The following is a 24,769-nucleotide window of genomic DNA, read 5'->3' as shown; positions in this document are numbered from 1 at the left end:
ACCTACTCGGCTGCCATCTCCTCGGCACCGCTTTCGGTTTCCGCGATGAAACGTTCGGCCTCAAGTGCCGCCTGGCAGCCCATGCCGGCGGATGTGATTGCCTGACGGTATTGCCAGTCGGTGATGTCGCCTGCGGCAAACACACCGGGGATCGACGTTTCGGTGCTGTCGGGCTTGGTCACCACGTAGCCGCCCATATGGGTTTCGAGCGTGTCTTTGACCAGTTCGTTGGCGGGCGCGTGGCCGATGGCGACAAAGACGCCCTTGGCGGGGATGTCCGTGATCTCACCCGTCTTTACGTTCTTCACCTTCACGCCCTCGACCCCCAGCGGGTTGTCGGTGCCGTAGACCTCTTCCAGTTGGTGGAACCACAGCGGTTCGATCTTGGGGTTCTTGAACAGGCGGTCCTGCAGGATTTTCTCGGCGCGCAACTCGTCCCGGCGGTGGATCAGCGTGACCTTGGAGGCGAAGTTGGTCAGGAACAACGCTTCTTCGACGGCTGTGTTGCCGCCGCCGATCACGACGATCTCCTGACCCCGGTAGAAGAACCCGTCGCAGGTGGCACAGGCGGATACGCCAAAGCCTTTGAATTTTTCTTCGGATGGCATGCCCAGCCATTTGGCGCGGGCGCCGGTGGCGAGGATGACGGAATCGGCCACGTATTCGGTGCCGCTGTCGGATTGGGCCACGAAGGGGCGTTTGGACCAGTCGACGGATGTAATGATGTCACCGATGATTTCGGTTCCCATCGCCTTGGCGTGTTCCTGCATGCGGATCATCAGGTCGGGGCCCTGAACCTCGGTATCCCCGGGCCAATTCTCGACCTCGGTGGTGGTGGTCAACTGGCCGCCGGGCTCGATCCCCTGCACAAGGATCGGGTTCAGCATGGCGCGGCTGGCATAGACCCCCGCAGTGTATCCCGCAGGACCGGACCCAATGATCAGAACCTTTGTGCGCTTCGTCTCAGCCATTGTGACCCCCGTCTGGTGTTTGAAAGCCTGTCTGATATAGACGCCGAACGCGCGGGATTGAACCCTGGAAATGGGCAGCCGGGTTGCAGTGCACGCAATGCGTCATTTCGGAAAATTGCGCAATTGTGAAATATTATTGCGCGCGCCTGCGGGCATGTTATAACAACCGCAAATTCATGGGGGCTTTGATGGCGAGCACGCGACTCGATCCGATTGACCGGAAAATTCTGGCAGAACTGCAGGCGGACGGTCGCATGACCAATGTGGAGCTTGCGAAGCGAGTCGGCATCTCGGCGCCGCCCTGCCTGCGCCGGGTGCGGACGTTGGAGGAAAGCGGATACATCCGCGGCTACCATGCGGACGTGGACAGCCATGAGCTGGGGTTCGAGGTGCAGGTCTTTGCCAATGTGGGGCTGGCCAGCCAGGCGGAGGCCGATCTGAGCACCTTCGAAGACAAGTGCCGTGCGTGGCCGCTGGTCCGGGAATGCCACATGCTGAATGGCGAGGTCGATTTCATCCTGAAATGCGTGGCGCCCGACCTGTCCAGCTTTCAAAGCTTTCTGACGGGCGAGTTGCTGACAACGCCGAACGTGGCTTCGGTCAAGACCTCGCTGGTGATCCGGCAGGCCAAGGATTCCCCCGGCGTGCCGTTCGACGTGTTGGAAGCGCGGTTGGCGAAATCCGCCTGATCGGCTCCGGCACCCGCCGGGTCAGCTGCTGACGCTGTCCCGTTCTGGCGCGCGCGGATGGGCCAGCGGCCCGAAATCTGTCACGCGTGAGATGTGGGGAAACATCGACAGGAACAAATCGCGTTGTGCATGTGTCACCTGCCGCGTGGCGTTCATGCCCGGATGGAATGTTTCTGCTGCGATTCCCCCGACATCCACAGCCGCGTGGCGCGTCAAGCAGATGTGGAACAGCCGAATGGGGGTTGGTGGAACGACCTCGATGACATTGACGTTGTCCACGAATTCCGACGCGGGCGTCAGCAGCGGTTCACCACCGGTTGTGCCGCGCAGATGCGCCGGCGTTTGCAGCAGTCGTGCGCCGGGACCCACGGTCAGGAATGAGCTGGGGCGCTGCTGGCCAAAGCTGTCCGCCATGACCCGGATCAGCGGAATGCGACGCCCCATATCCGACGGCACAAAATTCGATGACCCGATCCATATGACCTGCGCCGGATCACCGGATGAAGTGTTCAGCCAATCGCCCGGCTGCAAATCCTCGATCGCAATGCCGCCGCCCGGGCTGGACAACACCACGCCACGTGCAAAGGCCGAGAAAGCGGATTCAAACAGCGGCAGGGCCGGGGCCTTGAACGTGCCGATGCTGCGCGACCCGTCGGCGCGTAGTGCCGCAACCTCGAATGTGCGGAGTGGAGGATAGTCAGGCCGAGCCATGGGCGTCGCAAATCGTTCTTCAATTGCGCGCGGTGCGCGCAGGGCAGCAGGGAACGTCATATATGAAATGTAACCTCGCAGTACCAGTCACATCCGTATCGGCCCCCACCGACGACGACAGACGGAACGCGTCCTTGTGTCAAGTTTATGAGGCTTAATTCTTAAAATTGCCGCAAATTGTCAAAGAATCGGGGCTATAAACCATGAACGGCGCACCAATGGCGCGCCGCTTAAGACATTGTTCACATGAAACGGGGCAGGTCTGCCACATTCCGATTCGCCACTCAGGCGGACTTGCGCAGCTCCAACGCGGCCTTGCGCTTTGCGACAAAAGCCGCGCGCCGTTTGCCACGTGCCCACGGCATTTGTGGTGCGTCTTGCTTGGCGGCGTCGGTCACCGATTTGATGAAGCGTGCGTTTGTCATGGTCTGTCCTCTGCTCAATGCTCTGGGTCTGTTGCCCGTTGAGAAACAGAATGGCGGTGCAATCGGGCATGTTTGGGGCCAATGGAAACAATTCTCAGAAAAATTCAAAGACCCGGATGCACAATTGTGGCGTGTCAGGATCGCCTGTGTTTGTTGCCTGATTGGCACTTGATTGGTCCCGTTCTGGAAACAATGGGACAGCAGGGTGGCAAGGCCCGCCCGATTTGTGCCCCAATCACAGAACGATGGTAGAGATCAGACGCCCGTAGTCGGGGTCCTTCTGATGCACGGACCGCCGATAGGAATAGAACCTGTCAGGATCAAAATAGGTACAATGCCGGGTCCATTCAGCCGATGCGATCCCTGCTGCCCGCAGGCGCATCAGCCCGTATCCTGCAAGGTCGAAATGCATCCGATCACCATCCCCACCTGCAAAAAAGCGGGTGTTCTCCGGGTCCTCGTCCAGGAAGATGTCAAAAAATTCCGGACCAACCTCGTAGGCGCGTTGGCTGATGGTGGGGCCGATGACCGCGTGGATGTTCTCGCGCGTGGCGCCAAGGGCGACCATGGCGTCGACTGTCGCCTCCATGATCCCGGCCTGCGCGCCTTTCCAGCCCGCATGTGCGGCACCGATGACCTGTGCATCTGCATCTGCAAACAAAACCGGCTGACAGTCTGCGGTCAGCACGGATAGCGCCAGACCGGGCGTTGCTGTGACCAGCCCATCCGCCTTGGGTTTTGGTTCAGGGGCTGTTGTGACCTGAACCGCGTCGCCGGAATGAACCTGATGCACCCCGGCAAGCTTGTCTGATCCAACGCCCATCGCTTCGGCCACGCGCCTGCGGTTGATCGCCACGATTTCAGTTTGATCAGAACTGCCCACGCCGCAATTCAGACCTGCAAAGATGCCCGAGGATGCGCCCCCCTTGCGGGTGAAAAACCCGTGCCGGACAGGTATCAGGCTCTCGGCAGTCAGAATTTCCAACGTCATCGTTCCAGTCCGGGCGGTGGTGCAGCAGTGGTTGGGAAAAGCCCCAGAACCTTGAACAGGTTTCCCATTTCATCGGGATGCGTCAACCGTCGATGTGCCGCAATGTGAGCATCCAGTGCGGAACCGTCCAGTTTTGCGGCCAATGCCTGCGCACGCGCCGTGATGCCCAGCCGTTCGAGGAACACGCCTTGAGGGGTGACCCGGGAAAAGGCGGCAGGGGCGGCGGCCTGCGTCAGCGCTTCGAAATCCACGTGGGCCGTCAGATCGGCTTGGCCGGGATTGGCCAGCGGATCGACGGCTTTGTGGTCTTGCATGGACTGTAACGTGTCACCCAGCGACCGCCAATCGCCATAGTCGATGATCAGCGCGGTCCCGCCATGGGTCTCGATCCGGGTGCCGATGGCCGACATGATCGGCGAGGCTGATGGGCAGATCTCGGCCAGCTGGCCGTCCTCGGTGTCGTCCAGCCGATGCGCCAACATGGCTTGCGGCGCGGCGGGCGACAGGCCAAAGGACAGCGTGTTGTCGCTGAGCCCCACGCACCTTTCACGCCAGCCCGTGCCATCGCGCTGAAATTGTCTTACCGGCAAAGCGTCGAAAAACTCGTTTGCGACCAGCCACAGCGGTGCGTCAGGCAGGTGGTCGGCCCCCTCAACATAGGTGAAATCAAACCCGTCAAGGGTCGTACGCTGCACCTCCTGCAATGAAGGAGACGCCTCGATCAAGGTAACCCGTGCCGCCTCATGAAATCCGGGCACCCGCGCTGTCGCGCGCAGAATATCGGCCATCAAAGTACCGCGTCCCGGTCCAAGCTCTGCCAGCGTGAATGGCGCAGGCGCCCCCTGGTCCAGCCAGCTTTGGGCCAGCGACAGGCCCACAAGCTCTCCAAACATCTGGCTGATCTCGGGTGCGGTGGTGAAATCACCTGCAGCCCCCAGCGGATCACGGGTGGTGTAGTAGCCATGCACCGGATGCAGCAACGCCTCGGCCATGTAGTCCGCGACGGTGATTGGCCCATGCGTCGCAATGCGCGCGATAAGGCCGTCCTTCAGACTCATGCCGGTGCTGCAACCCGGCGGCGGGCGCGAGTGATCAGCCACAGGCCCAGAAGGATCATCGGCAGGGACAGAATCTGGCCCATGGTCAGGCCGTAGCCACCGATGTGCCAGGCAAGGCCCAACGGATTGCCATCGGAGATGAACTGCGCGTCGGGTTGGCGTACAAATTCAACAAGGAAACGGCTGATGCCGTAGCCTGCCAGAAACACGCCCGTCAGCAGGCCCGGTCTCTTGAACCCATCACGCCGCCACGCCATCCACAGCAGGACAACAAGCAGGACAAAGCCTTCCAAGAATGCTTCATAAAGCTGCGACGGATGCCGCGCACAGGCCCCCACGATGTCAGGACAGTACTGCGCCGCCTGCCCGGGAAAGACCACACCCCAGGGCAACTCGGTCGGCCGTCCCCACAGTTCGGCATTGATGAAATTCGCCATCCGACCCAAGAGCAGACCGGGCGGCGTGCCAATCGCCACGGCATCGGCAGTGGTCAGTAGCGGCAGTTTGTGACGGCGGGTATACAGCCAGAAGGCCAGGATCACACCCAACATACCGCCATGAAAGGACATCCCGCCCTCCCAGATCGCGATAATGGACAGGGGATCGCTCAGATAGGTGCCGGGTTGATAGAAGAGCACGTAACCAATCCGCCCACCCAGCAGGACGCCCAGAATGATCCAGGTCAGCATGTCCTCGGTCTGGCCGGGGCTCAGGGGTGGTGTCTGGTTCGGCCACAGGCGCGGGGCCTTCAGCGCCATCACCACCAGCCGCCAGCCGATGATGATGCCCACGATATAGGCCAGCGCATACCAGCGCAGGGCCAGTTCCATGCCGAAAAGCGAGATCGAGAAGATCTCGGGCGAGATGTCGGGGAAGGGGAGTGCGCCTGTCATCTGCGTCTCAATGCCTCTGCTTGAGGGGCAGGTCAACCTTGCCTCGCCCCGTGTCTGTGCCCATATAGGCAACAGGCTTCAAAGGAACACGACATCATGCAAGCACGCGGCAAGATTTTCGACGACATCTCGCAATTGATGACCAACGCGATGGGCGTGGCCCAGGGCGCGAAGGACGAGGCCGAGACGGCGATGAAATCCATGATGGACCGCTGGCTGGCGGATCGTGATTTCGTCACGCGCGAAGAGTTCGACGCCGTGCGCGCGATGGCGCAGAAGGCGCGGGAAGAGAATGAAGCGCTGAAGGCCCGGATCGAGGCGCTTGAAGGGAAATAGGCGCGACCACCGTCCGAACATGAAGCCCGGTCCACGCCGGGCTTTTTTTGTTGGTGCGGCGTTGTCTGTCTGCGTACAGAGGGGTGCCTCAGACGGAGATCGGAATCCCAAACAGCTGGGCGATCCTTTCGATATTGATGATAACCACAATCAATAGCAGCACGAAGATCATCCAGACGCGGACAGGGATGCCCAAGAACTGTTTCGACCTGACCTGAACAGTCTGTCCGCCAAAGCCGTCTTCGACCAGTTCGACATCGTGACCGGCTGTACGCATGATATCGTTGATATTCGTTTCCGTCGGTTGTGGAAGGTCTTGGACAGGATGCGTCCAAAACTCGCTGCGCTCGTTCTTGCTGAACAGCTTCTTTTCCAATCGCACCAGGGCGTCAGCCGCGGCTTTGTTCGGCGGGAAAATAAAGAGTGCCCACTCCTCGTCTATTCCGGGCCGTGACAGCATTTGATGGCGTTTGTCTCCCAAAAGACGCTGCACAAGCTGTGCGACGAACTCGTAGTCTGACCATGATCGCATCGGTGCAAAACTTTGGTCTATCTCCACTCGCTTTGCGTCGTCGCCATCGGCAACCCATTCGGATCGCAGGATCGCCGACACATGCACCGGAACGATGTTTGCGAAACCCTGCTCCGCAAGCGTCCAGTCCTCGACGGCGACAACATCGTCGGCAAAGCAGCTGACAAGGTGTTGGACCAGCCCTTGGTAATAGCCTTCACCGCCTTCCGCTCCGGCCTTCTTCATGTTGAAGTGGGTACAGCACTTCCGATCAAGTGCCAGCAACCCTGCGAAGTAGTAGCTGCGCATGTCTTCGAACAGGTCGTCGATGGCTTCAAATTCTTCACCATAAAGGATGTCGGCCCTATAGGCCTTCATCACACCCTCAATTGTGTCGAATGTTGAAGCAGCAAACCAACCATGCGGTCGCAGCTCATCCACGCATTCTTGAAAAAACTCCTGGACCTTGGTCATGGCTCCCTCTGCCAGTCCCAGAGCGGAAGGCAAGCGCCCTGGCACTGCTGGCTCTACCCCGGTTTGCAACAGGCCCTCGCCTGCCGTTTGATCGTAGGTGAGGTGCAGAAGGGTGCAAAGTGCCGGACACTCCCGCCTGCCACAAAGTGGCGAAAGCCCGCCTTCTTGGTCAACGGGATACATGCCCAGCGTGTACGGCGCGTAGGATGGCTGTTTCGGTGACTGGTTCTTCGGCCCCTCGATCTTGCCTATGAAACCGACTTCTCCCCAACTTATTGGGCTTATCCCCAAATAAAGGGTTGCCAGATGGCCGCACCGTCGTCACCATATCTTGTAGAGGCACGGGGGATCGCCCCGGTTTCTAGAGCAGGCACCTAGCGCTTGGGGCGCTGCCAGCCCCACGCGCTACTAGCGAATAAGAGGTGGCACCATGGCACTTTCCGAGCAGTTCCTGGAAGACGAAATTCATCCCATCGACATCGTCGAGCATCTGGCCGAACACCACGAGTGGGATTTCGACCGTATTGCCGATGACCAGATCGCCATGGCGGTCGAGGGGCAGTGGCGCACTTATTCCATTACGCTTGCTTGGTCCGGCTATGACGAAACGCTCCGCATGGTCTGCACTTTCGAAATGGAGCCGCCGGAGGAAAAACTCGGCGGGCTTTATGAGCTTCTGAACCTCGTGAATGATCAATGCTGGGCGGGTGCGTTTACCTATTGGCAAGAGCAAAAGCTGATGGTGTACCGCTACGGTCTTGTCCTGTCGGGCGGCCAGATGGCCAGCGCTGACCAGATCGACACGATGATTGGTGCGGCGGTGATGAGTGCAGAGCGCTACTACCCCGCGCTGCAGCTTCTAGTCTGGGGCGACCGGACACCCAAAGATGCGATGCAGGTCGCTATTGCGGAGGCTTATGGCCGCGCCTAACCTGCGCCCCTGAACGAACGGGGGATTTCATGCAAGACAGTCGGATTGCAGCCCGGGGCCTCGTGCTTCTGGGCTGCGGCAAGATGGGATCGGCGATGCTCGCCGGATGGCTTGAGCGGGGCCTGCCTGCGACCTCGGTTTGGGTGCAAGACCCAGCGCCATCGCCATGGGTGCAATCAACCGGCGTCCACGTGAACACCGATTTGCCCCCTGAACCCGCCGTCATTCTTATCGCCGTAAAACCGCAGATGATGGGCAACGCCTTACCCGCCATCGCTGCCTTTGGCGGTCGGGACACGGTGTTTGTGTCTGTGGCCGCAGGAACGCCTTTGTCTGCGTTCGAAGAGGCATTTGGCACCGCCAGCCCAATCGTTCGCGCGATGCCCAACACCCCCGCCGCCGTTAGCCGAGGGATCACGGCCATCTGTGCCAACGATGCCGGGCAGGGCGCGCTGGACGAGGCGGAAATGCTGCTCTCTGCAGTCGGGGAAGTTGTGCGCCTCGACAGTGAAGAGCAGATGGATGCGGTCACCGGAGTCAGTGGCTCTGGTCCGGCCTATGTCTTTCATTTGATTGAAACTCTGGCCGCTGGCGGTGTGGCGCAGGGCTTGCCCGAGGATCTGGCGATGCAGCTGGCAAAAGCGACGGTGGCTGGGGCCGGGCATTTGGCGATGGAGGCCGATGAAGATCCCTCGCAATTGCGCGTCAACGTCACCAGCCCCAATGGAACAACGCAGGCAGCGCTAGAGGTGTTGATGGACGAAAAGGTGGGCTTTCCCAGCCTGTTACCGCGCGCTGTTGAAGCAGCCACAACACGATCAAAGGAGCTGGCCCGTGGCTGAGATTTCGTTCGATGATTTCATGAAGGTCGACATCCGCGTGGGCCGTGTGGTGCGAGCCGAACCCTTCCCGGAGGCGCGCAAGCCCGCCATCAAGATGTGGGTCGATTTCGGCGGTGATCTGGGCGAGCGCAAGACCTCGGCCCAGGTGACCGTGCACTACGAACCCGAGGCGTTGGTGGGCCGTCAGGTGATGGCCGTGGTGAACTTTCCCCCGCGCCAGATCGGGCCCTTCATGTCCGAGGTTCTGGTCCTTGGGTTTCCCGATGACAACGGAGACATTGTGCTGGCCACACCCGACAAGGACGTGCCGGTCGGCGGGCGGATGCATTGATGAAACTGTGGATCACACGGCCCTTGCCAGACAGCGTGGTTCGGGCCGCGCAGGACCGATGCGATGTGGAGATGCGGACCGAGACCCTGCCTTTGACGGCGGAAGAGTTGCGGCGCGCTTTGATGGATTTCGATATGGTTCTGCCGACCTTGGGGGACGCGTTTTCGGCCGAAGTGTTTGCCGATGTTGCTGCACCACGCTGCAAGCTGCTGGCCAATTTCGGGGTCGGTTACAACCACATCGACGCGGCCGCAGCGCAAGACAAGGGCATCGCCGTCACCAACACGCCCGGCGCTGTGACCGATGCGACCGCCGATATCGGGATGATGTTGATCCTGATGTCAGCCCGCCGCGCGGCGGAGGGCGAACGGCTGGTACGGGCGGGGGCGTGGCCCGGCTGGCATCCGACGCAGATGCTGGGCCTGCATGTGACGGGCAAGCGTGTTGGCATCGTGGGCATGGGGCGCATCGGGCAGGCCATCGCGCATCGGTGCCATTTCGGGTTTGGTATGGACGTGGCGTACTTCAACCGTTCCAAAAAAGACCTCGGTTTTCAGGCTGAGCGGGTCAAGGAGCTTTCGGACCTTGCGGCGTCTGTCGATGTGCTGGTGGTTGCTGTCCCCGGGGGGACGGACACGCGCCATTTGATTGATGCGCACGTGCTGGAGGCGATGCAGAGCCATGCGCATCTGGTCAACATCGCGCGCGGGGATGTGGTGGACGAGGCCGCCTTGATCGCAGCCCTCGAAACCGGGTCCATTGGCGGTGCCGGGTTGGATGTTTATGAACATGAACCTGCCGTTCCGGAGGCCTTGCGGGCTTTGGACAACGTGACTTTGCTGCCGCATCTGGGCACTGCCGCGCTTGAGGTGCGCGAGGCGATGGGGCTGATGGCGGTGGAGAATGTCGCGGCATTTCTGGACGAAAAACCGCTGCCAAATGCGGTTTAGGGTGATGTGTCCCTGCGGGGACAAGGCGTTCGGCGGGTTTGGCGGGAATTTACCTTTTGCAGTTCTGAGCGTGGGATCAGTGGGTTGATCGCCGCACGGTCCGGAAGGACGATTTTAACCACGCGTAACGCATCCTGCGTCTCGGCAGCGGGCAAGGTGTTGGAAAAAGCCTCGCTCGGTTCCGCATTGATCGCTGTTGTGGCAGGAAAACTGCAACTGGAAGACGTGACCGTGAGACCATAAGGCGCTCAACCACGCAGCAATCAGCGCCAGCTTTAAAACCGATTGGACCAGTGACGATTGATGGCAAGCTGCGACCCACCACTTGGGCGCGCTTGATGGGAACCCGGCGTATCCTTGCTCTTGCCGCGCGCAGGTTTGTTTTCGCCGTTTCAACACGTCTGCACGCGTTCTAGTGTCCAGCCATGCGGCGGATATTGAAACGGCTTGCCATTGTAGTTTTGTTGCTGGTCTTGGGCGTGTGGGCGGCGAACACGTCGCTTTTTGTTGCTGGGGTGGATCAACACCAGACCCGCGTGATCGCCCATCGCGGCGTTCACCACATCTACACCGGATCCGACAGGTCGAATGATGCCTGTCACGCCTCGCCGGTTGAGCCTGTCGAACATGCCTTCATCGAGAACACGCTGCCCTCAATGCGAGAGGCGTTTCGCCTTGGGGCGGACGTTGTGGAAATCGATGTTCATCTGACGCCCGACAATGTGTTTGCCGTCTTCCATGATTGGACGGTCGATTGTCGTACCGACGGAACAGGCGTCACACATCAACAGAGTTTCGCTGCGCTTCAGGCACTTGATGTGGGTTACCGGATCGATGAGGGCACTGGCACCTATCCCTTACGGGGACAAGGGATTGGGATGATGCCGTCGCTGGACCAAGTGTTCGCCGAGAACATGGCGGCCCAATTTCTTGTGAATTTCAAAAGCCGTCGTCGTGAGGAGGGCGTAGCGCTTGCCATGATGCTGCAAAAGCCAGAGGCGCGCGCGCAGGTTTATGGTGTCTATGGCGGGCGGCCACCCACGCGGGTGGCATTGGAGGCAACAACTGACCTGCGCGGATTTGACAAAGCGTCGTTGAAGGACTGCCTCGTTCGGTACTTCATGCTGGGCTGGAGTGGCTATGTGCCGGAGAGTTGTCGCAACACGATTGTCATGGTTCCGCAAAACTATGCAGGCTTTCTGTGGGGATGGCCGCATCGCTTCACCAGTCGTCTGGAGGCGGCTGGAACCGATGTCATTCTGGCCGGTCCCTACGACGGGTCAGGGTTTTCGACCGGGATCGATGACGCAGACGCCTTTGGCAAGGTCCCGGACGCTTTTGATGGCTATGTGTGGACCAACCGGATCGAGGTGATTGGTCCGCTCAATGAGGCCAGACAGTAGGAATTTGACGTTGACGACACTGATATCCCGTCGCGGTTTGCTCTGACCTTTGCAGAGTTACAGCTTTTTTAGCGACACCCGCTTGTGCACGTCCTCGACGCTTTCAGCCCGTTCGGAATAGCGATCGACCAGATAGTCCTGACGCCCCCGCACCATCCAGGTGAATTTCACCAGCTCTTCCATTACGTCAACGACTCGGCGATAGAACGGCCCCTCGGGCAGGCGTCCGTCCTCGAATTCCAGCCAGGCCTTGGCGATACTGGATTGGTTGGGGATGGTGACCATTCGCATCCAGCGGCCCAGGATGCGCATCTGGTTTACCGCATTGAAGCTTTGTGATCCGCCGGACACTTGCATGACGGCCAGCGTCTTGCCCTGCGTGGGGCGAATGCCGCCTTTCATGGAAAGGGGTAGCCAGTCGATCTGGGTCTTCATCAGGCCGGTCATGGCGCCGTGGCGTTCGGGGCTGGACCAGACCATGCCTTCGGACCATGTCGCCAATTCACGCAGTTCGACCACCTTGGGGTGATCCCCGTCGGCATCATCGACAAGGGGCAGGCCGGACGGGTCGAATAGCTGTGTTTCGCAGCCCAAATGCCTTAGAATACGGGCCGCTTCTTCGGCAGCGCGGCGGGAATAGCTGACATCGCGCAGCGAGCCGTAAAGCAGCAGCATGCGCGGTGGATGACCCGGATCATCGGGTGCGCGCAAGGCATCTGTATCAATCTGCGGCAACGCTTCGGCCACAAGGGCCGGAAGATCCTCAGGCACTTTCATCCTCAAGGTGCAGTTTCATGTCGATCAGGACCTGTTGCAGCAGGGTCGTTTCTTTCAACAACCGCTTGGCTTCGTTGACAGTGATCACGCCATCTTCGATCGATTGCTGGTATTCGGTCATCAACATGGCAAAGCGTTGGCTGAGCGCGATCACGTCGGAATTCACACCACCGGGACGGTCAGAATTGGGGCGGCGGTCATCGTGGCTGAGCGTGATGCCTTGCAGTTCGGCCAGCGCGCCGGTGACATGCGGGTAGCTTGCCGCTTCTTCCAATGCGATCACCGCGTCGACAGGCATGAAGCGATCCGAGTGCTCTTCGTTGTCGGAGTAGTATCGGCCCAGGGTCGCCTTGGACTTGCCGGTCAGTTTGCATGCCGCTTCGATCCCGACATCCTTTACCAAGGACTCGGTATGTTTTTTTAAATAACTGCCAACGGTCATGAGCCCGCCCCCTTACTGCGCAAAGCCTCAGTTCAACCACCTGTGCGGGGGAACTTGGCCGGTCTTTTCCCATTAATCATCTAGCCAGCAAATGTCATTTTTAAAAGCATCCCAGTGGTTTTCGGGATGTAACAAGTGCCCGGTGCCCCCAAGCGCCGGGTTCGGGTGGGCTTCGCCACATCCTCTGTCCCGTGGGGGCGACAGGCCGGTCTGACCGGCAGCAGGTGTGGCGGGTCCGTCGGCGGTTTTGAGTATCGGGGTGGGCATCATCCCCAAATCGGGCGCGCAAGCATCCGTTGCCCATCTCATCGTAACCCAGTGCCGAAGCGGCGCAGGGGCATGTGACGCAGGCGACAAGATCATGCGCGCGGCCCTTGCACCCACCTGGTCTTGCCCAGGCATGCCGACCGAATTATGCAGCCGCTCATGGCGAAGCTTTATTTCCACTACTCCACCATGAACGCGGGCAAGTCGACCGTGCTGTTGCAGGCCGCTCACAACTATCGTGAGCGGGGGATGGACCCCTATCTGCTGACCGCATCCTTTGATGACCGGGCCGGAGCGGGGCGCATTGCCTCGCGGATCGGGATCGGGGCAGAGGCCGACACCTTCACAACCAACGACGATCTGTTCGAAAAGCTTGTCGCGCGGCAAACAGAGGGGCCTGTCGCCTGTGTCTTCGTCGACGAAGCGCAGTTCCTGACGGAAGATCAGGTGTGGCAGCTTGCCCGCGCCGTCGATGATCTGCGAATGCCGGTGATGTGCTACGGGTTGCGGGTGGATTTTCGCGGTAAGCTTTTTCCCGGGTCTGCCACGTTGCTGGCCCTTGCCGACGAGATGCGCGAGGTGCGCACGATCTGCCATTGCGGAAAGAAGGCGACGATGGTGATCCGGCAGGATGCCGATGGCCGCGCGATCACCGATGGTGCACAGGTGCAGATCGGCGGAAACGAGACTTATGTATCGCTGTGCAGACGGCATTGGCGGGACGCTGTGGGGGATGGGTAGGGGCCACGGGCCGACCTGAACCCTAGCGCGGCAAGTCCTTGTAGGGACAAACATCGTCCTCGAACGGCACATGTCGCCAGCGAAACGGTTCATCCTCAAGGCATTCGGGCCGGCTGATGCGGTCCATTCTGAAGTGACGGAAATCGTCCCGCGTCGGATCCCACGCCACCAGGTACCACAACGGTTGCAGGATCAGCATCGCTTGCGGTTCGACCTTGCGCTGTGTCTTGTTCCCCTTGGCGTCGCGATAGTCGAACTGGATGTGCACCCGTTGCAGGAACCCGGTTTCAAAGACAGGCAGCAGATCCGCATCCATCGGCCCTAGATCGGACAGATCCTGCTGCGGTGACAGTTGACCGATATGCAGGCAATCCAGAAACCGCCGCAGATCGCGGACCTTGTCGGAGGGCAGCGACTTTTCGATCTTGGCCAGCCCTGCGTCCGCCAGATCGGAAAATGGCAGGTTCTGTGCGGCCCGCATGGCGGCTACGCTGATCAACAGGGCAAAGACCTCGGACACGGCAAGGCGCGCGGTTGTCTGCATGGATTGCGGATCAAGCTGAATGCCACCACCGCGTCCGCTTTCGGAATGGATGACAAAGCCTTCGTCGCGCAAGGCGCTGATGTCGCGCAACACGGTGCGCCGCGAGGTGCCTACGTCGCGCGCCAGATCATCAATGGTGGAACTGCCGTTGCGCCGCAGGGTGCGCACGATGCTGTCATGTCGTTGTCGAATGTTCATGTGCACAGGGTAACACATTCGGTGACAAATTTTGGCACCAATTAACTCTAAGCCTCTTTCAGACACGTCATGAAGGAGAAAATGACCATGCAACGGACCGCAGTGAACCCTTGGGACTGGTCCCTGAACCTGGGCTACAATCAGGGCGAAATCATCGAAGGCGCATCAAGGCAGCTGATCTGCGCGGGCCAAACGGCGGTGGATGGCAATGGTGCCCCGCAGCACCCAGGTGACATGCGCGCGCAGATCGCCCTGGCGCTCGACAACCTCGAAGCTGTTCTGGAAGGCGCGGGCATGAGCCTCGCCAACGTGACCCGGCTGGGCGTCTATGCGACGGATGTGGATGAGGCGCTGAAGAATTTTGATCTGTTGGGCATGCGCTTTGGCCCGATCCAATGCGCACCGCCCATGACCCTGTTGGGTGTCACCCGCCTGGCCTTGCCCGGTTTGATGTTTGAGATTGAGGCGACGGCTTCCGCCTGACGCGCAATACTCTACGTGTGCGTGCCGCGGTGAGATGTCATCGCGGCACGATGCGTTTATCGTATGGGGTTTGGTTGCTATCCGTGCCGTTCAACCAGAACAGACCCCACAGAGTACCCTGCACCGAACGAGCAGATGATCCCCTTGTCCCCGTCGCCGAGATCGCCTGAATACTTGGAAAAGGCGATGATCGATCCGGCCGAGGACGTGTTGGCATAGTCCTGCAGGATGTTGGGTTGCTCGCCCGGTTCCGGCGTGCGCCCCAGCACCTTTTTCCCGATGAAGTCGTTCATTGTCTTGTTGGCCTGGTGCAGCCAGAGACGCTTGAGGTCCGATGCCTCAACCCCTTCATCCGCCATATGGCCTGCGATGTGTTGGCTGACCATGGGCAGCACTTCCTTGAACACTTTGCGCCCGTTCTGCATGAACTGCATGTCGCGGCGGTCGGCCAGCCCGTCGGGGCGGGACCGGCGCAAATAACCGTTGTTATTGCGGATGTTGTTGGAAAACGCGGTGCCGCAGCGGGTCGATTTGATTTCGAAATAAGGGCCCTTTGCCTCTTCGGCCCGTTCGATCAGGGTGGCCGTTGCCACGTCGCCAAAGATGAAATGGCAGTCGCGGTCGCGCCATTCCAGGTGGGCCGAGCAGATTTCGGGGTTCACCACCAGCGCTGACCGGATGGAGCCCGAGCGTACCATGTCTGCCGCCGCCTGGATGCCAAACGTGGCGGACGAACAGGCGACGTTCATGTCGAAGGCAAAGCCCTGAATCCCGAGAAGTTCCTGAATTTCGATGGCGACCGCAGGATAGGCACGTTCGAGGTTCGACGCAGCGCAGATGACAGCATCCACATCCGCCGCCGTCTTGCCCGCCTGTGTCAATGCCTTGTTTGCCGCATCAACCGCCATTTCAGCCATGATCGATGGTTCGTCATCGCTGCGCTGGCGCAGCAGGGGGTGCATGACCTTGGGGTCGAGCACACCGGATTTGTCCATGACGTAGCGCCGTTCGATGCCCGAGGCCTTTATGATGAACTCTTCGGACGAGTGATCCTTGGCCTCAACCTCGCCTGCCGCGATCTCATCGGCATGTTCGGCGTTGTAGAGGTCCGCGTATGCGTTGAATGCCTCGACCAGTTCCGCGTTGGAAATGGATTGCTCTGGCGTGAAGACGCCCGTGCCGGTGATCGCAGGAGTGAAGGCCAAGGTGCGCCCCTTTCAGGCTTGTCGCGTGTCGGGCGAACCTACAGGCCCCACGCCCTTGTTCGCAAGGGGTACAGGCGGTTGCGCCGTCGCGGAAATCCCGAAATTTTCGTGTCGCATGCTGCCGGGGTTGCCAATCGTGCGGCGCCAGTGCTTTCGTGCGGCAAAACGAAGGGAGAGGCGCGTTGAAACTGGGATGTATCGGGGACGATTTCACCGGATCAAGCGATCTGGCCAACACACTGGCCAAGGAGGGGATGCGCACGACGCAATATACTGGCGTGCCTGCAGGCGACGCGGATCCATCGGTGGAGGCGGGCGTTGTGGCGTTGAAGTCCCGTTCGATTGATCCGGCCGAGGCGGTGGCGAAGTCGCTGGAGGCGTTGGCGTGGCTGCGCGCGCAGGGGTGTACGCAGTTTTTCTTCAAGTACTGTTCGACCTTCGACAGCACTCCGGAGGGTAATATCGGCCCCGTCGCGGATGCCTTGGCAGAGGCGTTGGATGCCCACCGGGTCATTGTATGTCCCGCTTTTCCGGGTACGGGGCGATCGGTCTATCAGGGGCATTTGTTTGTGAATGATGTGCTGCTGAGTGAGAGCGGGATGCAGAACCATCCGCTCACGCCGATGATCGACTCGGATTTGCGGCGGTGGTTGGCGCCGCAAACGCGCTATGAAGTGGGGCATGTGGGGGCTGCATCGGTGTTTGCCGGCGCGGAGGCGATCCACGTGGCATTGCAGGCCGAGCATGAGGCGGGCAAGCGCCACATCGTGGTTGACGCAATCCGGGATGCAGACTTGCGCGCCATTGGCGCAGCGGCGCGGGACTTGCCGCTGATCACCGGTGGGTCGGGTGTGGCGCTGGGATTGCCTGCGAATTTTGGCTGTGCGGCCGGTGCCGTTCCCTGGGTCGGGCAGGGCGGTCGCGCCGTGGCGTTGTCCGGCTCCTGTTCCGTAGCGACGCGGGCGCAGGTTGCCTATCACGCAGCGCGGCATCCGGCCTGCGAGGTTGTGGCAGCGGATGTGATCGAGGGGCGGTTGACCGCTGGCGATGCGGCGGCGTGGGCCTTGGCGCAGGAGGGCGTGCCGCTGCTGTATTCGTCTGCCGATCCGGAGGTGGTGCGACAGGTGCAGGATCAGTTTGGCCGTGAGCGGTCGGCGGAGGCCTTGGAGGGCTTTTTTGCCGACGTGGCCCGCGCGGTCCGCGACGGTGGGGCGACCCGCATCATTACTGCCGGAGGCGAGACGTCGGGCGCGGTGGTCGAAGGTTTGGGCCTTGATACGCTTGATATCGGACCGGAAATCGATCCGGGTGTGCCTGCCCTGCGCGCGGGGCCTGATCTGGTCGTGGCGTTGAAGTCGGGGAATTTCGGGGCCGAGGATTTCTTTGAAAAAGCGGATCGGGTGTTGCGGGCATGAGTGAAGAAAGCGCGTTGCGCGAACAGATATGCCTGCTTGCCAGGTCACTGTTCGACCGGGGCCTGACCCATGGGTCGACCGGCAACATCTCTGCCCGGACCGAAGATGGTGGGTTGCTGGTGTCGCCCACCGGCACCAGCTTTGGTCGGCTCGATCCCGGGCGGCTGAGCCGGTTTGATGCGTCGGGTGCCCATGTGGCGGGCGACAAACCCACGAAGGAAATGCCCCTGCACACGGCGTTTTACGACACGCGCAGCGCTGCCGGGGCCGTGGTGCATCTGCATTCCTGCCACTCGGTTGCACTTTCGATGCTGCGGGGGGCTGACCCGGACAACTTCCTGCCGCCCCTCACACCTTACGGCATCATGAAGCTGGGCAAGGTGCAGCTTCTGCCCTTCTTCCTGCCCGGTGATCCGGCAATGGGCGAGGCCGTGCGCGGCCTTGCAGGCAAGCGGTCAGCGGTGATGCTGGCCAACCATGGCCCGGTGGTGGCCGGCAAGGATGTCGAGGCCGCCTGCAATGCCATTGAGGAGTTGGAAGATACGGCGCGGCTCGCGTTGATGACCCGGGGCATGGCCGCGCACGGCCTGACCGAGGATCAGGTGCGGGCGGTTGTGACCAAGTTCGACGTTGAGTGGGATGACTAGCGGCGTATCCTAACACCGCTCACGTGTTGATCGTATTCCCGTCGGCATCAAAGAAATGCGTGCGCTCCGGATCGAAGCTGAGGCCCACAACGTCGCCGACCTTCAACTCCGCATCACCTGAAATCCGCACGTTGATCTGCCCTGCCGCCCCGCAATCCAGGAGCACAAACGTGTCGGCACCCAGATACTCTGCCACATCGACCGTGCCATCGCATTGACCAGTGCCCGCCGTGCCTACGGCAACATGTTCGGGCCGGATGCCCATCTGCGTGGCCGCACCGCTCAGGCTGTAAGGACCGCCGCGCCCGCCCGGCACGGTGTAACTGCCATTCGCTGTAGAACACCCAAACACATTCATCTTCGGGCTGCCGATGAACTGCGCCACGAACACGTTGCCCGGATGGTTATAAAGCTCGCGCGGCGTGCCGACCTGGATGATCCGGCCCGCATCCAGCACCACGATCCGGTCTGCCAGTGTCATCGCCTCGACCTGATCGTGCGTAACATAGATCATGGTCGCTGATAGCGCCTGGTGCAGCTTAGAAATCTCGTACCGCATCTCGACCCGCAAAGCCGCGTCGAGGTTCGACAGCGGCTCGTCAAAGAGGAATGCCGTGGGTTCGCGCACGATGGACCGGCCAATGGCCACACGCTGGCGCTGACCGCCCGAGAGGTCCTTGGGGCGGCGATCAAGATACTGATCAAGTTTCAGGGTCTCGGCGGCGGCATCCACCTTCTCGGCAATCTCGGCCTTTGGCGCGCCAGCTGTTTTAAGCGAGAACCCCATATTGTCCCGCACCGACATGTGCGGATAGAGGGCATAGGACTGAAACACCATCGACAGCCCGCGCTTGCTGGGTGGTTGGTCGGTGACGTCCTGCCCGTCGATGTCAAGCGAGCCGCGGCTGATGTCTTCCAACCCGCCGATCATGCGCAGCAGGGTGGACTTGCCGCAGCCCGACGGGCCGACAAAGACGATGAATTCACCATCGTTGATCTCCAGATCAACACCCTTAATGACCTGCACCTCGCCATACCATTTCTCGACGGCATTCAGAGTGATAGCGCCCATCTTTACGTTCCTTGAATGGTGGGAGAGGCCCAGGCCAGCCAGACGGCTGCGGTCCATGTAAACGTGCTGCCGCCTGCGGGGGAGCCGTCGCGCGGGTCGAAATATTCGGCAAAGCCATGTTCGGCAATCAAGTCTGCCGTGTTGGCGCGCAGCGTCGCGCCCTGGGGCAGGTCGAAGTCCATAAGGCCCTCGGCGATCATCAAATTCATGATGGCCCAAACGGGTCCACGCCAATAGCGCTTGCCGTCAAAGCGTGCGTCATCCGGCGTAAGCGATGGCACGCCGTACTTCGAAAGCGCCATCACTTCCGCCAGACGGGTGCGCATATCGAGGTGATCGATGCCTGCATACCAGCAGAGGAAGGATGCGTTGGATATCGATCCGGCCCAGCTGCCGCTCACAACATCGCGCCCGTCGAAGCAGGCCAGTTTGGGGTTCCAAAGTGTCTGCGCCCCCGCTTCAAGCGTGGTAACCCAGCTCTGCAGTTCTGTAACGTCCTCGCCCAGCATTTCGCCAATGGTGATCAGGTCGCGGGTGGCGCGCAGCAGGATGAATGTCATCGTAGGATCGGCCACACGGAAGGGTGTGCCATCCAGCATCGCCGCTTCGTCCCAGCCCATCCGCGCACCGCGCTGCACCAGCCAGATGTAGCGGTCGTAATCGTACTTCGTGGGCCGCATGGAACTGTCCACATGGGTCGTGTCACGACGGGTGTATTCCCCCACGCCATCGGGCGTAATGGCTGCCATCGCGGCATCCCAATCGGGGGCGTTGTCGCGGCCTGCCTCCCAAGGATGGGTGACGCAGACGGCCCCCTGATCCAGCCGCCAGTCCATGAACCAGCGATGCCACGCCACCATCTTGGGATAAAGGACGGCCACGCGGTCACGACCAAAACCGGCATCCTTGTTCAGCACCATCCGCGCCATGGTCGCGGCCACGGGCGGCTGGCTGATGCCCGACGACGGGATCGGCCCCGTGCCCTGCCACACATCGTGGTTCGGGAAATACCCTTCGTCCGGCACATGGAACAGGATATGGGGCACCATGCCGTTGTCCCATTGCCCGGAAAACAGCGTCTCGATCTCGGCCCAGGCGCGGTCGATGTCGAACTCGGCAAAGCCCACGGCGGCAAAGGCGCTGTCCCAATTCCACTGGTAGGGATAGAGGCCGGATGTCGGGATCGTATATCCGCCCCTGTCATTCCGCTTCAGGATTTCGCGCGCTTCCTCGTCGCGCATGTCTGTGGACGTCATGTCTCGCATCATCCCTTTACCGACCCGGCGGTCAGCCCTTTCGTCATGAACCGTTCCAGCCCCAGGAACAGGGCCATGATCGGAATGGTCGCGATCACGGCACCTGCCATCAGGTGCTGGCGTGGAATTTCAGAAGAGTTCAGCATCGCGACGCCACGCGTCAGCGTGAATTTCGACGGGTCGTCCAGCAGCATGAAGGCCAGCAGGAATTCGTTCCAGGCGATCATGAAGACATAAAGCGACACCGACACCATCGCAGGAAGCGACAGGGGCAACGTGATCTTCCAGATCACTTGCAGGCGGTTCAGCCCGTCCATAAGGCCCGCTTCCTCGACCTCGCCCGGCAGACCGCGGAAATAACCCTGCAGCATATAGAGCGCCACGGGGATCGTCGTGACGGGGTAGATCATCAAGAGGCCCGGAATGGTGTTGCGCAGGCCCGTCATGGAAAAGGCGATATAGATCGGCAGCGCCAGCACGATCATCGGCACCATGTAGATCAGCAGGATCGACCGCGAAAAGGCCGCCCGGCCCTGGAACCGCAGGCGCGCCACGGCATATGCACCGGGGACAGAGAACAGCAGCGTGATCAGCACCGTCAGGACCGAGACATAGAAGCTGGTCCAGAGGTAACTGCCGAAATTGAACTGGCCGAACAACTCGATGTAGCTGCGAAACAGGTCCCAACCGCGGCTCAGTTCGATGGAGAAATCGAGCGGGTTCCTAAGCAGGGCCTGCTGCGATTTCAGGCTGGTCATCACCATCACGTAGAAGGGGATCAGCACGGCGGCGGTAAAGACGATGTAGCCGAACCCGGTCAGGAACCGGATCACCGCATCCTCAAACGCATGTCGGGTGAGCGGACCGGGATGCGCCTCGACCAGCATGAGGGTCAGGGGCCAGATCATGAACAGACCAAAGGAGACGACGGCCATAAGCTGCCACAGAACCGGGACGTTCTCTTGAAACAGGATCGGCGACAGTGGCGTGAACATCAGCACAACGCAGAGCAGGATGAAGCCACTCATAACCAGTCGTGCATCGCGCAAGTAGATGCTTGCCATGCCGCCGCCCAACCCAAGGATCAGGCACCCCAGACTGCCGGGCCGAAACCCAAGGCCAGAAGCAAAGGACAAGGTAACAGACACCGTGACGGCGATGACAAAGGCCCAGAACAAACCGATGACGGCCCCGGTCACCGCGCCTTGACGCAGACTGCTCATGCCGATCCTCCTTCACTTTGCCAGATAAACTTCGGGATGAGGCCGCAGGCCGAAGGGCAGAGCCCTTGCGCGCGTAGCGCGCGCTCCCCGCCCGCCGCAGGCGTGCCACAAACTTGTTTTGTGGTTCCCATCACAGCCCTTCCTCCTGAGAAATGTACTTGAAGAAGAAAAAGCTGAACGCGAGGAGCGTGGCAAAGATCACCACAGCCACAGCCGCACCCGCCCCGATATTCGAGATGGCGAAGGCTTGTTCATAGACGTTCACGGTCAGCGTGCGCGTGCCCGCATTGCCGCCCGTCAGCAGGAAAATGTCGTCGAATTTGTTGAAGGTCCAGATGAAGCGCAGCAGGAACAGGACTGACAGGATACCCAAGAGCATGGGCAGCGACAGGTACCAGAACTTCTGGAAGGGTGACGCGCCATCCATGTCGGCAGCTTCGTACATATCGGTGTCGATGGATTGCATCCGCGCGAGGATGAACAGGAAGGACAGCGGGAAATAGCGCCAGATCTCGAACACCGTGACCATGATCAGGGCAAGCGGGCGCTGGCCGAAGAAGTTGATGGGGCTATCGACCACGCCCATCTGGATCAAAAGCGCGTTCAGCGAGCCGGAAAACGGATCAAGAAGCGTGACCCAGGTGAAAGCCACAGCGATGATCGGAGACACGTAGGGAAATAGGTAGAGACCGCGCAGCACGCCCTTGCCCCGGAACGATTTGTTCAGCAGCAGCGCGGCAAACAGCCCGACAACCAGCGCACCGATGGTGCCGAAGACTGTATAGAAAACCGTTGCCCACAGGACGGACCAGAACTCGTCTCCGTCAAAAATACGCGCGAAATTCTCAAGCGTGAACTCGGAGTTTGTCAGGATGTTGTCGCCGACACCATAACCTGAGGGTTCGGTCCCTTCGACAATGGCTTCGAGCGTCTCGAGATCCCCATCCAGTGTGACCGGAATGCGGATGCGCTCGTTGAATCCGCCTTCTACATCGCCAAAGTCGCAGCGCAGCGCGCCACCCTCGACCGAACACTGCTCGGGCAGTGCCCCCGGCGTCACACCGTCATGCAGCGTGTCGGTGAACCCCAGTCCCACAATCTCTTTCTGCTGGGAGGAGTTGCGGACGCGATATTCGATCACCATTTCGCCTGATCGCTCGCGCAGACTTTCGCGGATCACGGGGGCCACGGGCCGCAGGTCGGCCAGCCCCACGGGTTTGAAGCTGATCCAGAAGATCGCCAGCAGCGGCAGGATGATCACAAGGCTCACGATGGTGATCGTGGGCAGCAAGAGCGACCAGGCCAGCCGCGCCTCGCGGCGCTCAAGCGCACCACGGGTGGTCGGTGGAGTAGGGACCGTCATGGGATGTCTCGGACTGAGGGGTTCAGGGTGAGAGGGCGGGGCGATCCGCCCCCTCGCAGCCTATGGGAGGGCTTAGTTGATCGAAGACAGCTCGCTGTTCATCGCCGCAATCGCGGCAGCGGCGTCGATCTCTTCATCGATGTACTGACGCACGATGCGGTTGATCGCCTGGCTGTTGATCATCTTGGACGCCAGCGCGAGCTGCCCTTCTTCGACGCCCCAGCGCTGGGCGACTTTCAGACCACCCACGATCTCGTCCAGCATCTCGGCGGCATAGAGATCCTTCATGGGCGCCTTGCGGTCTACACCCACCGGGATTTCCGACCATGCGGCCGAAAACTTGCCAGGCTCATCCGCGGTGCCGGTGCGGACGGGGAACTTGCCCTCGGCCGCGATGGACAGCGTCTGCATGTAGCCGTCGTTCATCGAGAACTCGACAAAGGCCTGAGCGATTTCAGTATCCGCATCGTTGGTAATGCCAAAGTACCGTACATCACCCCAGGCCGCGCCATCCGGGTTCGACGGACCTGCAAAGTTGGTCACGATGCCGGTTTTGGCCGCCAGTTCCTTGGTCGTGGGGTCGTCGTTGATGGTGGGGGCGGCACTGTCGCGCAGACCGGCCAGTTCATCCAGGATGAAGGGTGACCAGATGATCATGGCTGCATCGCCCGCGAAGTAGATCTCGCGCGATTGCTTCCAGAACAGCTCTCCCGGGGGCGAGGCTTTGGCGATGGCCTTGTAGAAATCCAGCACTTCCGTTGTGGCCGCTGCATCCAGTTCCTTGAAACCATCGTCGCCGACGGGGCTGACACCGTTGGCGAGGAAGACATGCTCCAGCACTTGGGACATGAAATTCTCGTCCACCTTGGTGGCAGCGACAAACCCATACATCTCCGGCGGGTTGTGCAGCGCTTCCAGCGCGGCCTGAACGTTCGCAAATGTGTTGGGCGGCTCCAGCCCTTTTTCGGCAAACAGGTCGGCGCGGTAGACGATCATCTGCGTCCAGCCATCCACGGGCACTGATGCGATGTCGCCATCATAATCTGCCATCGCAAGCGGGCCGGATGCGAATGTGTCGCGGCCCAAGCCGTCCACCACATCAGTCGCAGCTTCCGTGTCCAGAATACCCGCTTCGGCCCACGGCAGGGCGTACTGAAGCGGGTGGTAGATGACGTCCGGCAGGTCACCGGCAGCAAAGGCGGCCGTGGTGCGCGTGCCCAGCTCGGTCTCCGAGACCGGGATCACTTCGACGCTGTTGCCCGTGGCTTCTTCGAATTGGGCCGCCATTTCCTGTTGCTTGGCAAGGCGTTCCGGTTGTTCCTCTGTGGTCCAGAAACGGATGTCTTGGGCCATCGCAGCGTTTGCGCCCAGCACAAGGCTTAACGCGGTGCCGGTGGCCAATCGGGCCATCAGACCTTTGGTTGTGTACATGTGGTGTCCTCCCATTGGTAGTCTTTTGATCCGGTCGCTTGCGCAGCATCCGAACGGAACCTGCCATAAATGGTCGCAGATAATTGCAACGATGCAACAATTATTTTTGCTGCACTGCTTTCGAAAAAATTCAATAAATATCATTATTTTGCCGCATTGCGGCGAAGGTAACGGCACAGAAATTGCAAC

Annotated in this window: 27 protein-coding genes; 11 read left to right on the top strand and 16 right to left on the bottom strand. The window is 60.5% G+C overall.

Going from position 1 to position 24,769, the window contains the following annotated elements:
- Positions 1-2: 2 nt before the first annotated feature.
- Positions 3-971 carry a thioredoxin-disulfide reductase gene (trxB, locus tag AC53L6_RS18370; RefSeq protein ID WP_496908889.1) on the bottom strand — a complete coding sequence of 323 codons (969 nt, stop codon included), beginning with the start codon at positions 969-971 and terminating at the stop codon, positions 3-5.
- A 188-nt stretch (positions 972-1,159) separates the two neighbouring features.
- Here trxB and AC53L6_RS18365 point away from each other — a divergent pair, with 188 nt between their 5' ends.
- Complete coding sequence (locus tag AC53L6_RS18365; RefSeq protein WP_496908888.1) at positions 1,160-1,660, top strand: Lrp/AsnC family transcriptional regulator; 501 nt, start codon at positions 1,160-1,162, stop codon at positions 1,658-1,660.
- 21 nt (positions 1,661-1,681) lie between these two features.
- On the opposite strand, the gene AC53L6_RS18360 is transcribed toward AC53L6_RS18365, so the two are convergent.
- From AC53L6_RS18360 to lgt, 5 genes are all read right to left on the bottom strand, one after another.
- Complete coding sequence (locus tag AC53L6_RS18360) at positions 1,682-2,371, bottom strand: Hint domain-containing protein (protein ID WP_496908887.1); 690 nt, start codon at positions 2,369-2,371, stop codon at positions 1,682-1,684.
- A gap of 284 nt (positions 2,372-2,655) precedes the next feature.
- A complete protein-coding gene (locus tag AC53L6_RS18355) occupies positions 2,656-2,796 on the bottom strand; it encodes a hypothetical protein (protein ID WP_299604270.1) in 141 nt (46 codons plus the stop codon).
- A gap of 235 nt (positions 2,797-3,031) precedes the next feature.
- Positions 3,032-3,787 carry a peptidoglycan editing factor PgeF gene (gene pgeF, locus AC53L6_RS18350; protein ID WP_496908886.1) on the bottom strand — a complete coding sequence of 252 codons (756 nt, stop codon included), beginning with the start codon at positions 3,785-3,787 and terminating at the stop codon, positions 3,032-3,034.
- The gene (locus AC53L6_RS18345) at positions 3,784-4,845 is read right to left on the bottom strand and encodes a class I SAM-dependent methyltransferase (RefSeq protein WP_496908885.1); all 1,062 of its coding nucleotides are present in this window, start codon (positions 4,843-4,845) and stop codon (positions 3,784-3,786) included. The genes pgeF and AC53L6_RS18345 overlap by 4 nt, the downstream gene beginning before the upstream one ends.
- The gene (gene lgt, locus AC53L6_RS18340) at positions 4,842-5,738 is read right to left on the bottom strand and encodes a prolipoprotein diacylglyceryl transferase (protein ID WP_496908884.1); all 897 of its coding nucleotides are present in this window, start codon (positions 5,736-5,738) and stop codon (positions 4,842-4,844) included. Before lgt ends, AC53L6_RS18345 begins: the two co-directional genes overlap by 4 nt.
- Positions 5,739-5,834: 96 nt before the next feature.
- Here lgt and AC53L6_RS18335 point away from each other — a divergent pair, with 96 nt between their 5' ends.
- Entirely contained in the window at positions 5,835-6,074 is a 240-nt protein-coding gene (locus AC53L6_RS18335; RefSeq protein WP_189369483.1) for an accessory factor UbiK family protein, read from the top strand.
- A gap of 88 nt (positions 6,075-6,162) precedes the next feature.
- Here the strand turns inward: AC53L6_RS18335 and AC53L6_RS18330 are convergent, their stop codons facing one another.
- Entirely contained in the window at positions 6,163-7,059 is an 897-nt protein-coding gene (locus AC53L6_RS18330) for a hypothetical protein (RefSeq protein WP_496908883.1), read from the bottom strand.
- Between the two features lie 430 nt (positions 7,060-7,489).
- Here AC53L6_RS18330 and AC53L6_RS18325 point away from each other — a divergent pair, with 430 nt between their 5' ends.
- From AC53L6_RS18325 to AC53L6_RS18305, 5 genes are all read left to right on the top strand, one after another.
- Entirely contained in the window at positions 7,490-7,990 is a 501-nt protein-coding gene (locus AC53L6_RS18325) for a type III secretion system chaperone family protein (RefSeq protein WP_299210205.1), read from the top strand.
- Between the two features lie 29 nt (positions 7,991-8,019).
- Complete coding sequence (proC, locus tag AC53L6_RS18320; protein WP_496908882.1) at positions 8,020-8,832, top strand: pyrroline-5-carboxylate reductase; 813 nt, start codon at positions 8,020-8,022, stop codon at positions 8,830-8,832.
- Positions 8,825-9,163 (top strand): tRNA-binding protein, encoded by a 339-nt coding sequence (locus tag AC53L6_RS18315; RefSeq protein WP_472727341.1) that lies wholly within the window; start codon positions 8,825-8,827, stop codon positions 9,161-9,163. Before proC ends, AC53L6_RS18315 begins: the two co-directional genes overlap by 8 nt.
- Positions 9,163-10,113 (top strand): 2-hydroxyacid dehydrogenase, encoded by a 951-nt coding sequence (locus AC53L6_RS18310; protein ID WP_496908881.1) that lies wholly within the window; start codon positions 9,163-9,165, stop codon positions 10,111-10,113. Before AC53L6_RS18315 ends, AC53L6_RS18310 begins: the two co-directional genes overlap by 1 nt.
- 425 nt (positions 10,114-10,538) lie before the next feature.
- Positions 10,539-11,516, top strand: a complete 978-nt coding sequence (locus tag AC53L6_RS18305; protein WP_496908880.1) for a glycerophosphodiester phosphodiesterase family protein — start codon at positions 10,539-10,541, stop codon at positions 11,514-11,516.
- 57 nt (positions 11,517-11,573) lie between these two features.
- On the opposite strand, the gene arsH is transcribed toward AC53L6_RS18305, so the two are convergent.
- Positions 11,574-12,293 carry an arsenical resistance protein ArsH gene (gene arsH, locus AC53L6_RS18300; protein ID WP_496908879.1) on the bottom strand — a complete coding sequence of 240 codons (720 nt, stop codon included), beginning with the start codon at positions 12,291-12,293 and terminating at the stop codon, positions 11,574-11,576.
- Positions 12,280-12,735, bottom strand: a complete 456-nt coding sequence (locus AC53L6_RS18295; RefSeq protein WP_189369492.1) for a hypothetical protein — start codon at positions 12,733-12,735, stop codon at positions 12,280-12,282. Before AC53L6_RS18295 ends, arsH begins: the two co-directional genes overlap by 14 nt.
- A gap of 426 nt (positions 12,736-13,161) precedes the next feature.
- On the opposite strand from AC53L6_RS18295, the gene AC53L6_RS18290 reads away from it, so the two are divergent.
- The gene (locus AC53L6_RS18290; RefSeq protein ID WP_496908878.1) at positions 13,162-13,743 is read left to right on the top strand and encodes a thymidine kinase; all 582 of its coding nucleotides are present in this window, start codon (positions 13,162-13,164) and stop codon (positions 13,741-13,743) included.
- A 22-nt stretch (positions 13,744-13,765) separates the two neighbouring features.
- Here the strand turns inward: AC53L6_RS18290 and AC53L6_RS18285 are convergent, their stop codons facing one another.
- Positions 13,766-14,485 (bottom strand): helix-turn-helix transcriptional regulator, encoded by a 720-nt coding sequence (locus AC53L6_RS18285; protein ID WP_496908877.1) that lies wholly within the window; start codon positions 14,483-14,485, stop codon positions 13,766-13,768.
- An 87-nt stretch (positions 14,486-14,572) separates the two neighbouring features.
- Between AC53L6_RS18285 and AC53L6_RS18280 the strand changes: the two genes are divergently transcribed.
- Positions 14,573-14,968 carry a RidA family protein gene (locus AC53L6_RS18280; protein WP_496908876.1) on the top strand — a complete coding sequence of 132 codons (396 nt, stop codon included), beginning with the start codon at positions 14,573-14,575 and terminating at the stop codon, positions 14,966-14,968.
- A 77-nt stretch (positions 14,969-15,045) separates the two neighbouring features.
- Here AC53L6_RS18280 and AC53L6_RS18275 read toward each other — a convergent pair whose 3' ends face one another.
- Positions 15,046-16,173, bottom strand: a complete 1,128-nt coding sequence (locus AC53L6_RS18275) for a beta-ketoacyl-ACP synthase III (protein ID WP_496908875.1) — start codon at positions 16,171-16,173, stop codon at positions 15,046-15,048.
- A gap of 182 nt (positions 16,174-16,355) precedes the next feature.
- Between AC53L6_RS18275 and otnK the strand changes: the two genes are divergently transcribed.
- A complete protein-coding gene (gene otnK / locus AC53L6_RS18270; RefSeq protein WP_496908874.1) occupies positions 16,356-17,588 on the top strand; it encodes a 3-oxo-tetronate kinase in 1,233 nt (410 codons plus the stop codon).
- The gene (otnC, locus tag AC53L6_RS18265) at positions 17,585-18,235 is read left to right on the top strand and encodes a 3-oxo-tetronate 4-phosphate decarboxylase (protein WP_496908873.1); all 651 of its coding nucleotides are present in this window, start codon (positions 17,585-17,587) and stop codon (positions 18,233-18,235) included. Before otnK ends, otnC begins: the two co-directional genes overlap by 4 nt.
- Positions 18,236-18,254: 19 nt before the next feature.
- On the opposite strand, the gene AC53L6_RS18260 is transcribed toward otnC, so the two are convergent.
- The 5 genes from AC53L6_RS18260 to AC53L6_RS18240 all read right to left on the bottom strand — a co-directional run bounded on the left by AC53L6_RS18260 (position 18,255) and on the right by AC53L6_RS18240 (position 24,580).
- Positions 18,255-19,307, bottom strand: a complete 1,053-nt coding sequence (locus tag AC53L6_RS18260) for an ABC transporter ATP-binding protein (RefSeq protein WP_496908872.1) — start codon at positions 19,305-19,307, stop codon at positions 18,255-18,257.
- Between the two features lie 2 nt (positions 19,308-19,309).
- The gene (locus AC53L6_RS18255) at positions 19,310-20,563 is read right to left on the bottom strand and encodes an MGH1-like glycoside hydrolase domain-containing protein (RefSeq protein ID WP_496908871.1); all 1,254 of its coding nucleotides are present in this window, start codon (positions 20,561-20,563) and stop codon (positions 19,310-19,312) included.
- Positions 20,564-20,571: 8 nt separating this feature from the next.
- A complete protein-coding gene (locus AC53L6_RS18250) occupies positions 20,572-21,786 on the bottom strand; it encodes a carbohydrate ABC transporter permease (RefSeq protein WP_496908870.1) in 1,215 nt (404 codons plus the stop codon).
- Between the two features lie 130 nt (positions 21,787-21,916).
- Entirely contained in the window at positions 21,917-23,149 is a 1,233-nt protein-coding gene (locus AC53L6_RS18245; RefSeq protein WP_496908869.1) for a carbohydrate ABC transporter permease, read from the bottom strand.
- A gap of 72 nt (positions 23,150-23,221) precedes the next feature.
- Positions 23,222-24,580, bottom strand: coding sequence for an ABC transporter substrate-binding protein (locus tag AC53L6_RS18240; protein WP_496908868.1), 1,359 nt, complete (start codon positions 24,578-24,580; stop codon positions 23,222-23,224).
- Positions 24,581-24,769 lie beyond the last annotated feature (189 nt).

The sequence above is a fragment of the Tateyamaria sp. LSS28 genome (assembly GCF_059611725.1).
This window is presented reverse-complemented; position numbering and strand designations above follow the sequence as displayed.

What these genes read in the sequence shown, in the direction of transcription:
- trxB (WP_496908889.1), bottom strand. Translation starts at nt 971, where the DNA reads ATGGCTGAGACGAAGCGCACAAAGGTTCTGATCATTGGGTCCGGTCCT.
- AC53L6_RS18365 (WP_496908888.1), top strand. Translation starts at nt 1,160, where the DNA reads ATGGCGAGCACGCGACTCGATCCGATTGACCGGAAAATTCTGGCAGAA.
- AC53L6_RS18360 (WP_496908887.1), bottom strand. Translation starts at nt 2,371, where the DNA reads ATGGCTCGGCCTGACTATCCTCCACTCCGCACATTCGAGGTTGCGGCA.
- AC53L6_RS18355 (WP_299604270.1), bottom strand. Translation starts at nt 2,796, where the DNA reads ATGACAAACGCACGCTTCATCAAATCGGTGACCGACGCCGCCAAGCAA.
- pgeF (WP_496908886.1), bottom strand. Translation starts at nt 3,787, where the DNA reads ATGACGTTGGAAATTCTGACTGCCGAGAGCCTGATACCTGTCCGGCAC.
- AC53L6_RS18345 (WP_496908885.1), bottom strand. Translation starts at nt 4,845, where the DNA reads ATGAGTCTGAAGGACGGCCTTATCGCGCGCATTGCGACGCATGGGCCA.
- lgt (WP_496908884.1), bottom strand. Translation starts at nt 5,738, where the DNA reads ATGACAGGCGCACTCCCCTTCCCCGACATCTCGCCCGAGATCTTCTCG.
- AC53L6_RS18335 (WP_189369483.1), top strand. Translation starts at nt 5,835, where the DNA reads ATGCAAGCACGCGGCAAGATTTTCGACGACATCTCGCAATTGATGACC.
- AC53L6_RS18330 (WP_496908883.1), bottom strand. Translation starts at nt 7,059, where the DNA reads ATGACCAAGGTCCAGGAGTTTTTTCAAGAATGCGTGGATGAGCTGCGA.
- AC53L6_RS18325 (WP_299210205.1), top strand. Translation starts at nt 7,490, where the DNA reads ATGGCACTTTCCGAGCAGTTCCTGGAAGACGAAATTCATCCCATCGAC.
- proC (WP_496908882.1), top strand. Translation starts at nt 8,020, where the DNA reads ATGCAAGACAGTCGGATTGCAGCCCGGGGCCTCGTGCTTCTGGGCTGC.
- AC53L6_RS18310 (WP_496908881.1), top strand. Translation starts at nt 9,163, where the DNA reads ATGAAACTGTGGATCACACGGCCCTTGCCAGACAGCGTGGTTCGGGCC.
- AC53L6_RS18305 (WP_496908880.1), top strand. Translation starts at nt 10,539, where the DNA reads ATGCGGCGGATATTGAAACGGCTTGCCATTGTAGTTTTGTTGCTGGTC.
- arsH (WP_496908879.1), bottom strand. Translation starts at nt 12,293, where the DNA reads ATGAAAGTGCCTGAGGATCTTCCGGCCCTTGTGGCCGAAGCGTTGCCG.
- AC53L6_RS18295 (WP_189369492.1), bottom strand. Translation starts at nt 12,735, where the DNA reads ATGACCGTTGGCAGTTATTTAAAAAAACATACCGAGTCCTTGGTAAAG.
- AC53L6_RS18290 (WP_496908878.1), top strand. Translation starts at nt 13,162, where the DNA reads ATGGCGAAGCTTTATTTCCACTACTCCACCATGAACGCGGGCAAGTCG.
- AC53L6_RS18285 (WP_496908877.1), bottom strand. Translation starts at nt 14,485, where the DNA reads ATGAACATTCGACAACGACATGACAGCATCGTGCGCACCCTGCGGCGC.
- AC53L6_RS18280 (WP_496908876.1), top strand. Translation starts at nt 14,573, where the DNA reads ATGCAACGGACCGCAGTGAACCCTTGGGACTGGTCCCTGAACCTGGGC.
- otnC (WP_496908873.1), top strand. Translation starts at nt 17,585, where the DNA reads ATGAGTGAAGAAAGCGCGTTGCGCGAACAGATATGCCTGCTTGCCAGG.
- AC53L6_RS18260 (WP_496908872.1), bottom strand. Translation starts at nt 19,307, where the DNA reads ATGGGCGCTATCACTCTGAATGCCGTCGAGAAATGGTATGGCGAGGTG.
- AC53L6_RS18255 (WP_496908871.1), bottom strand. Translation starts at nt 20,563, where the DNA reads ATGACGTCCACAGACATGCGCGACGAGGAAGCGCGCGAAATCCTGAAG.
- AC53L6_RS18250 (WP_496908870.1), bottom strand. Translation starts at nt 21,786, where the DNA reads ATGAGCAGTCTGCGTCAAGGCGCGGTGACCGGGGCCGTCATCGGTTTG.
- AC53L6_RS18245 (WP_496908869.1), bottom strand. Translation starts at nt 23,149, where the DNA reads ATGACGGTCCCTACTCCACCGACCACCCGTGGTGCGCTTGAGCGCCGC.
- AC53L6_RS18240 (WP_496908868.1), bottom strand. Translation starts at nt 24,580, where the DNA reads ATGTACACAACCAAAGGTCTGATGGCCCGATTGGCCACCGGCACCGCG.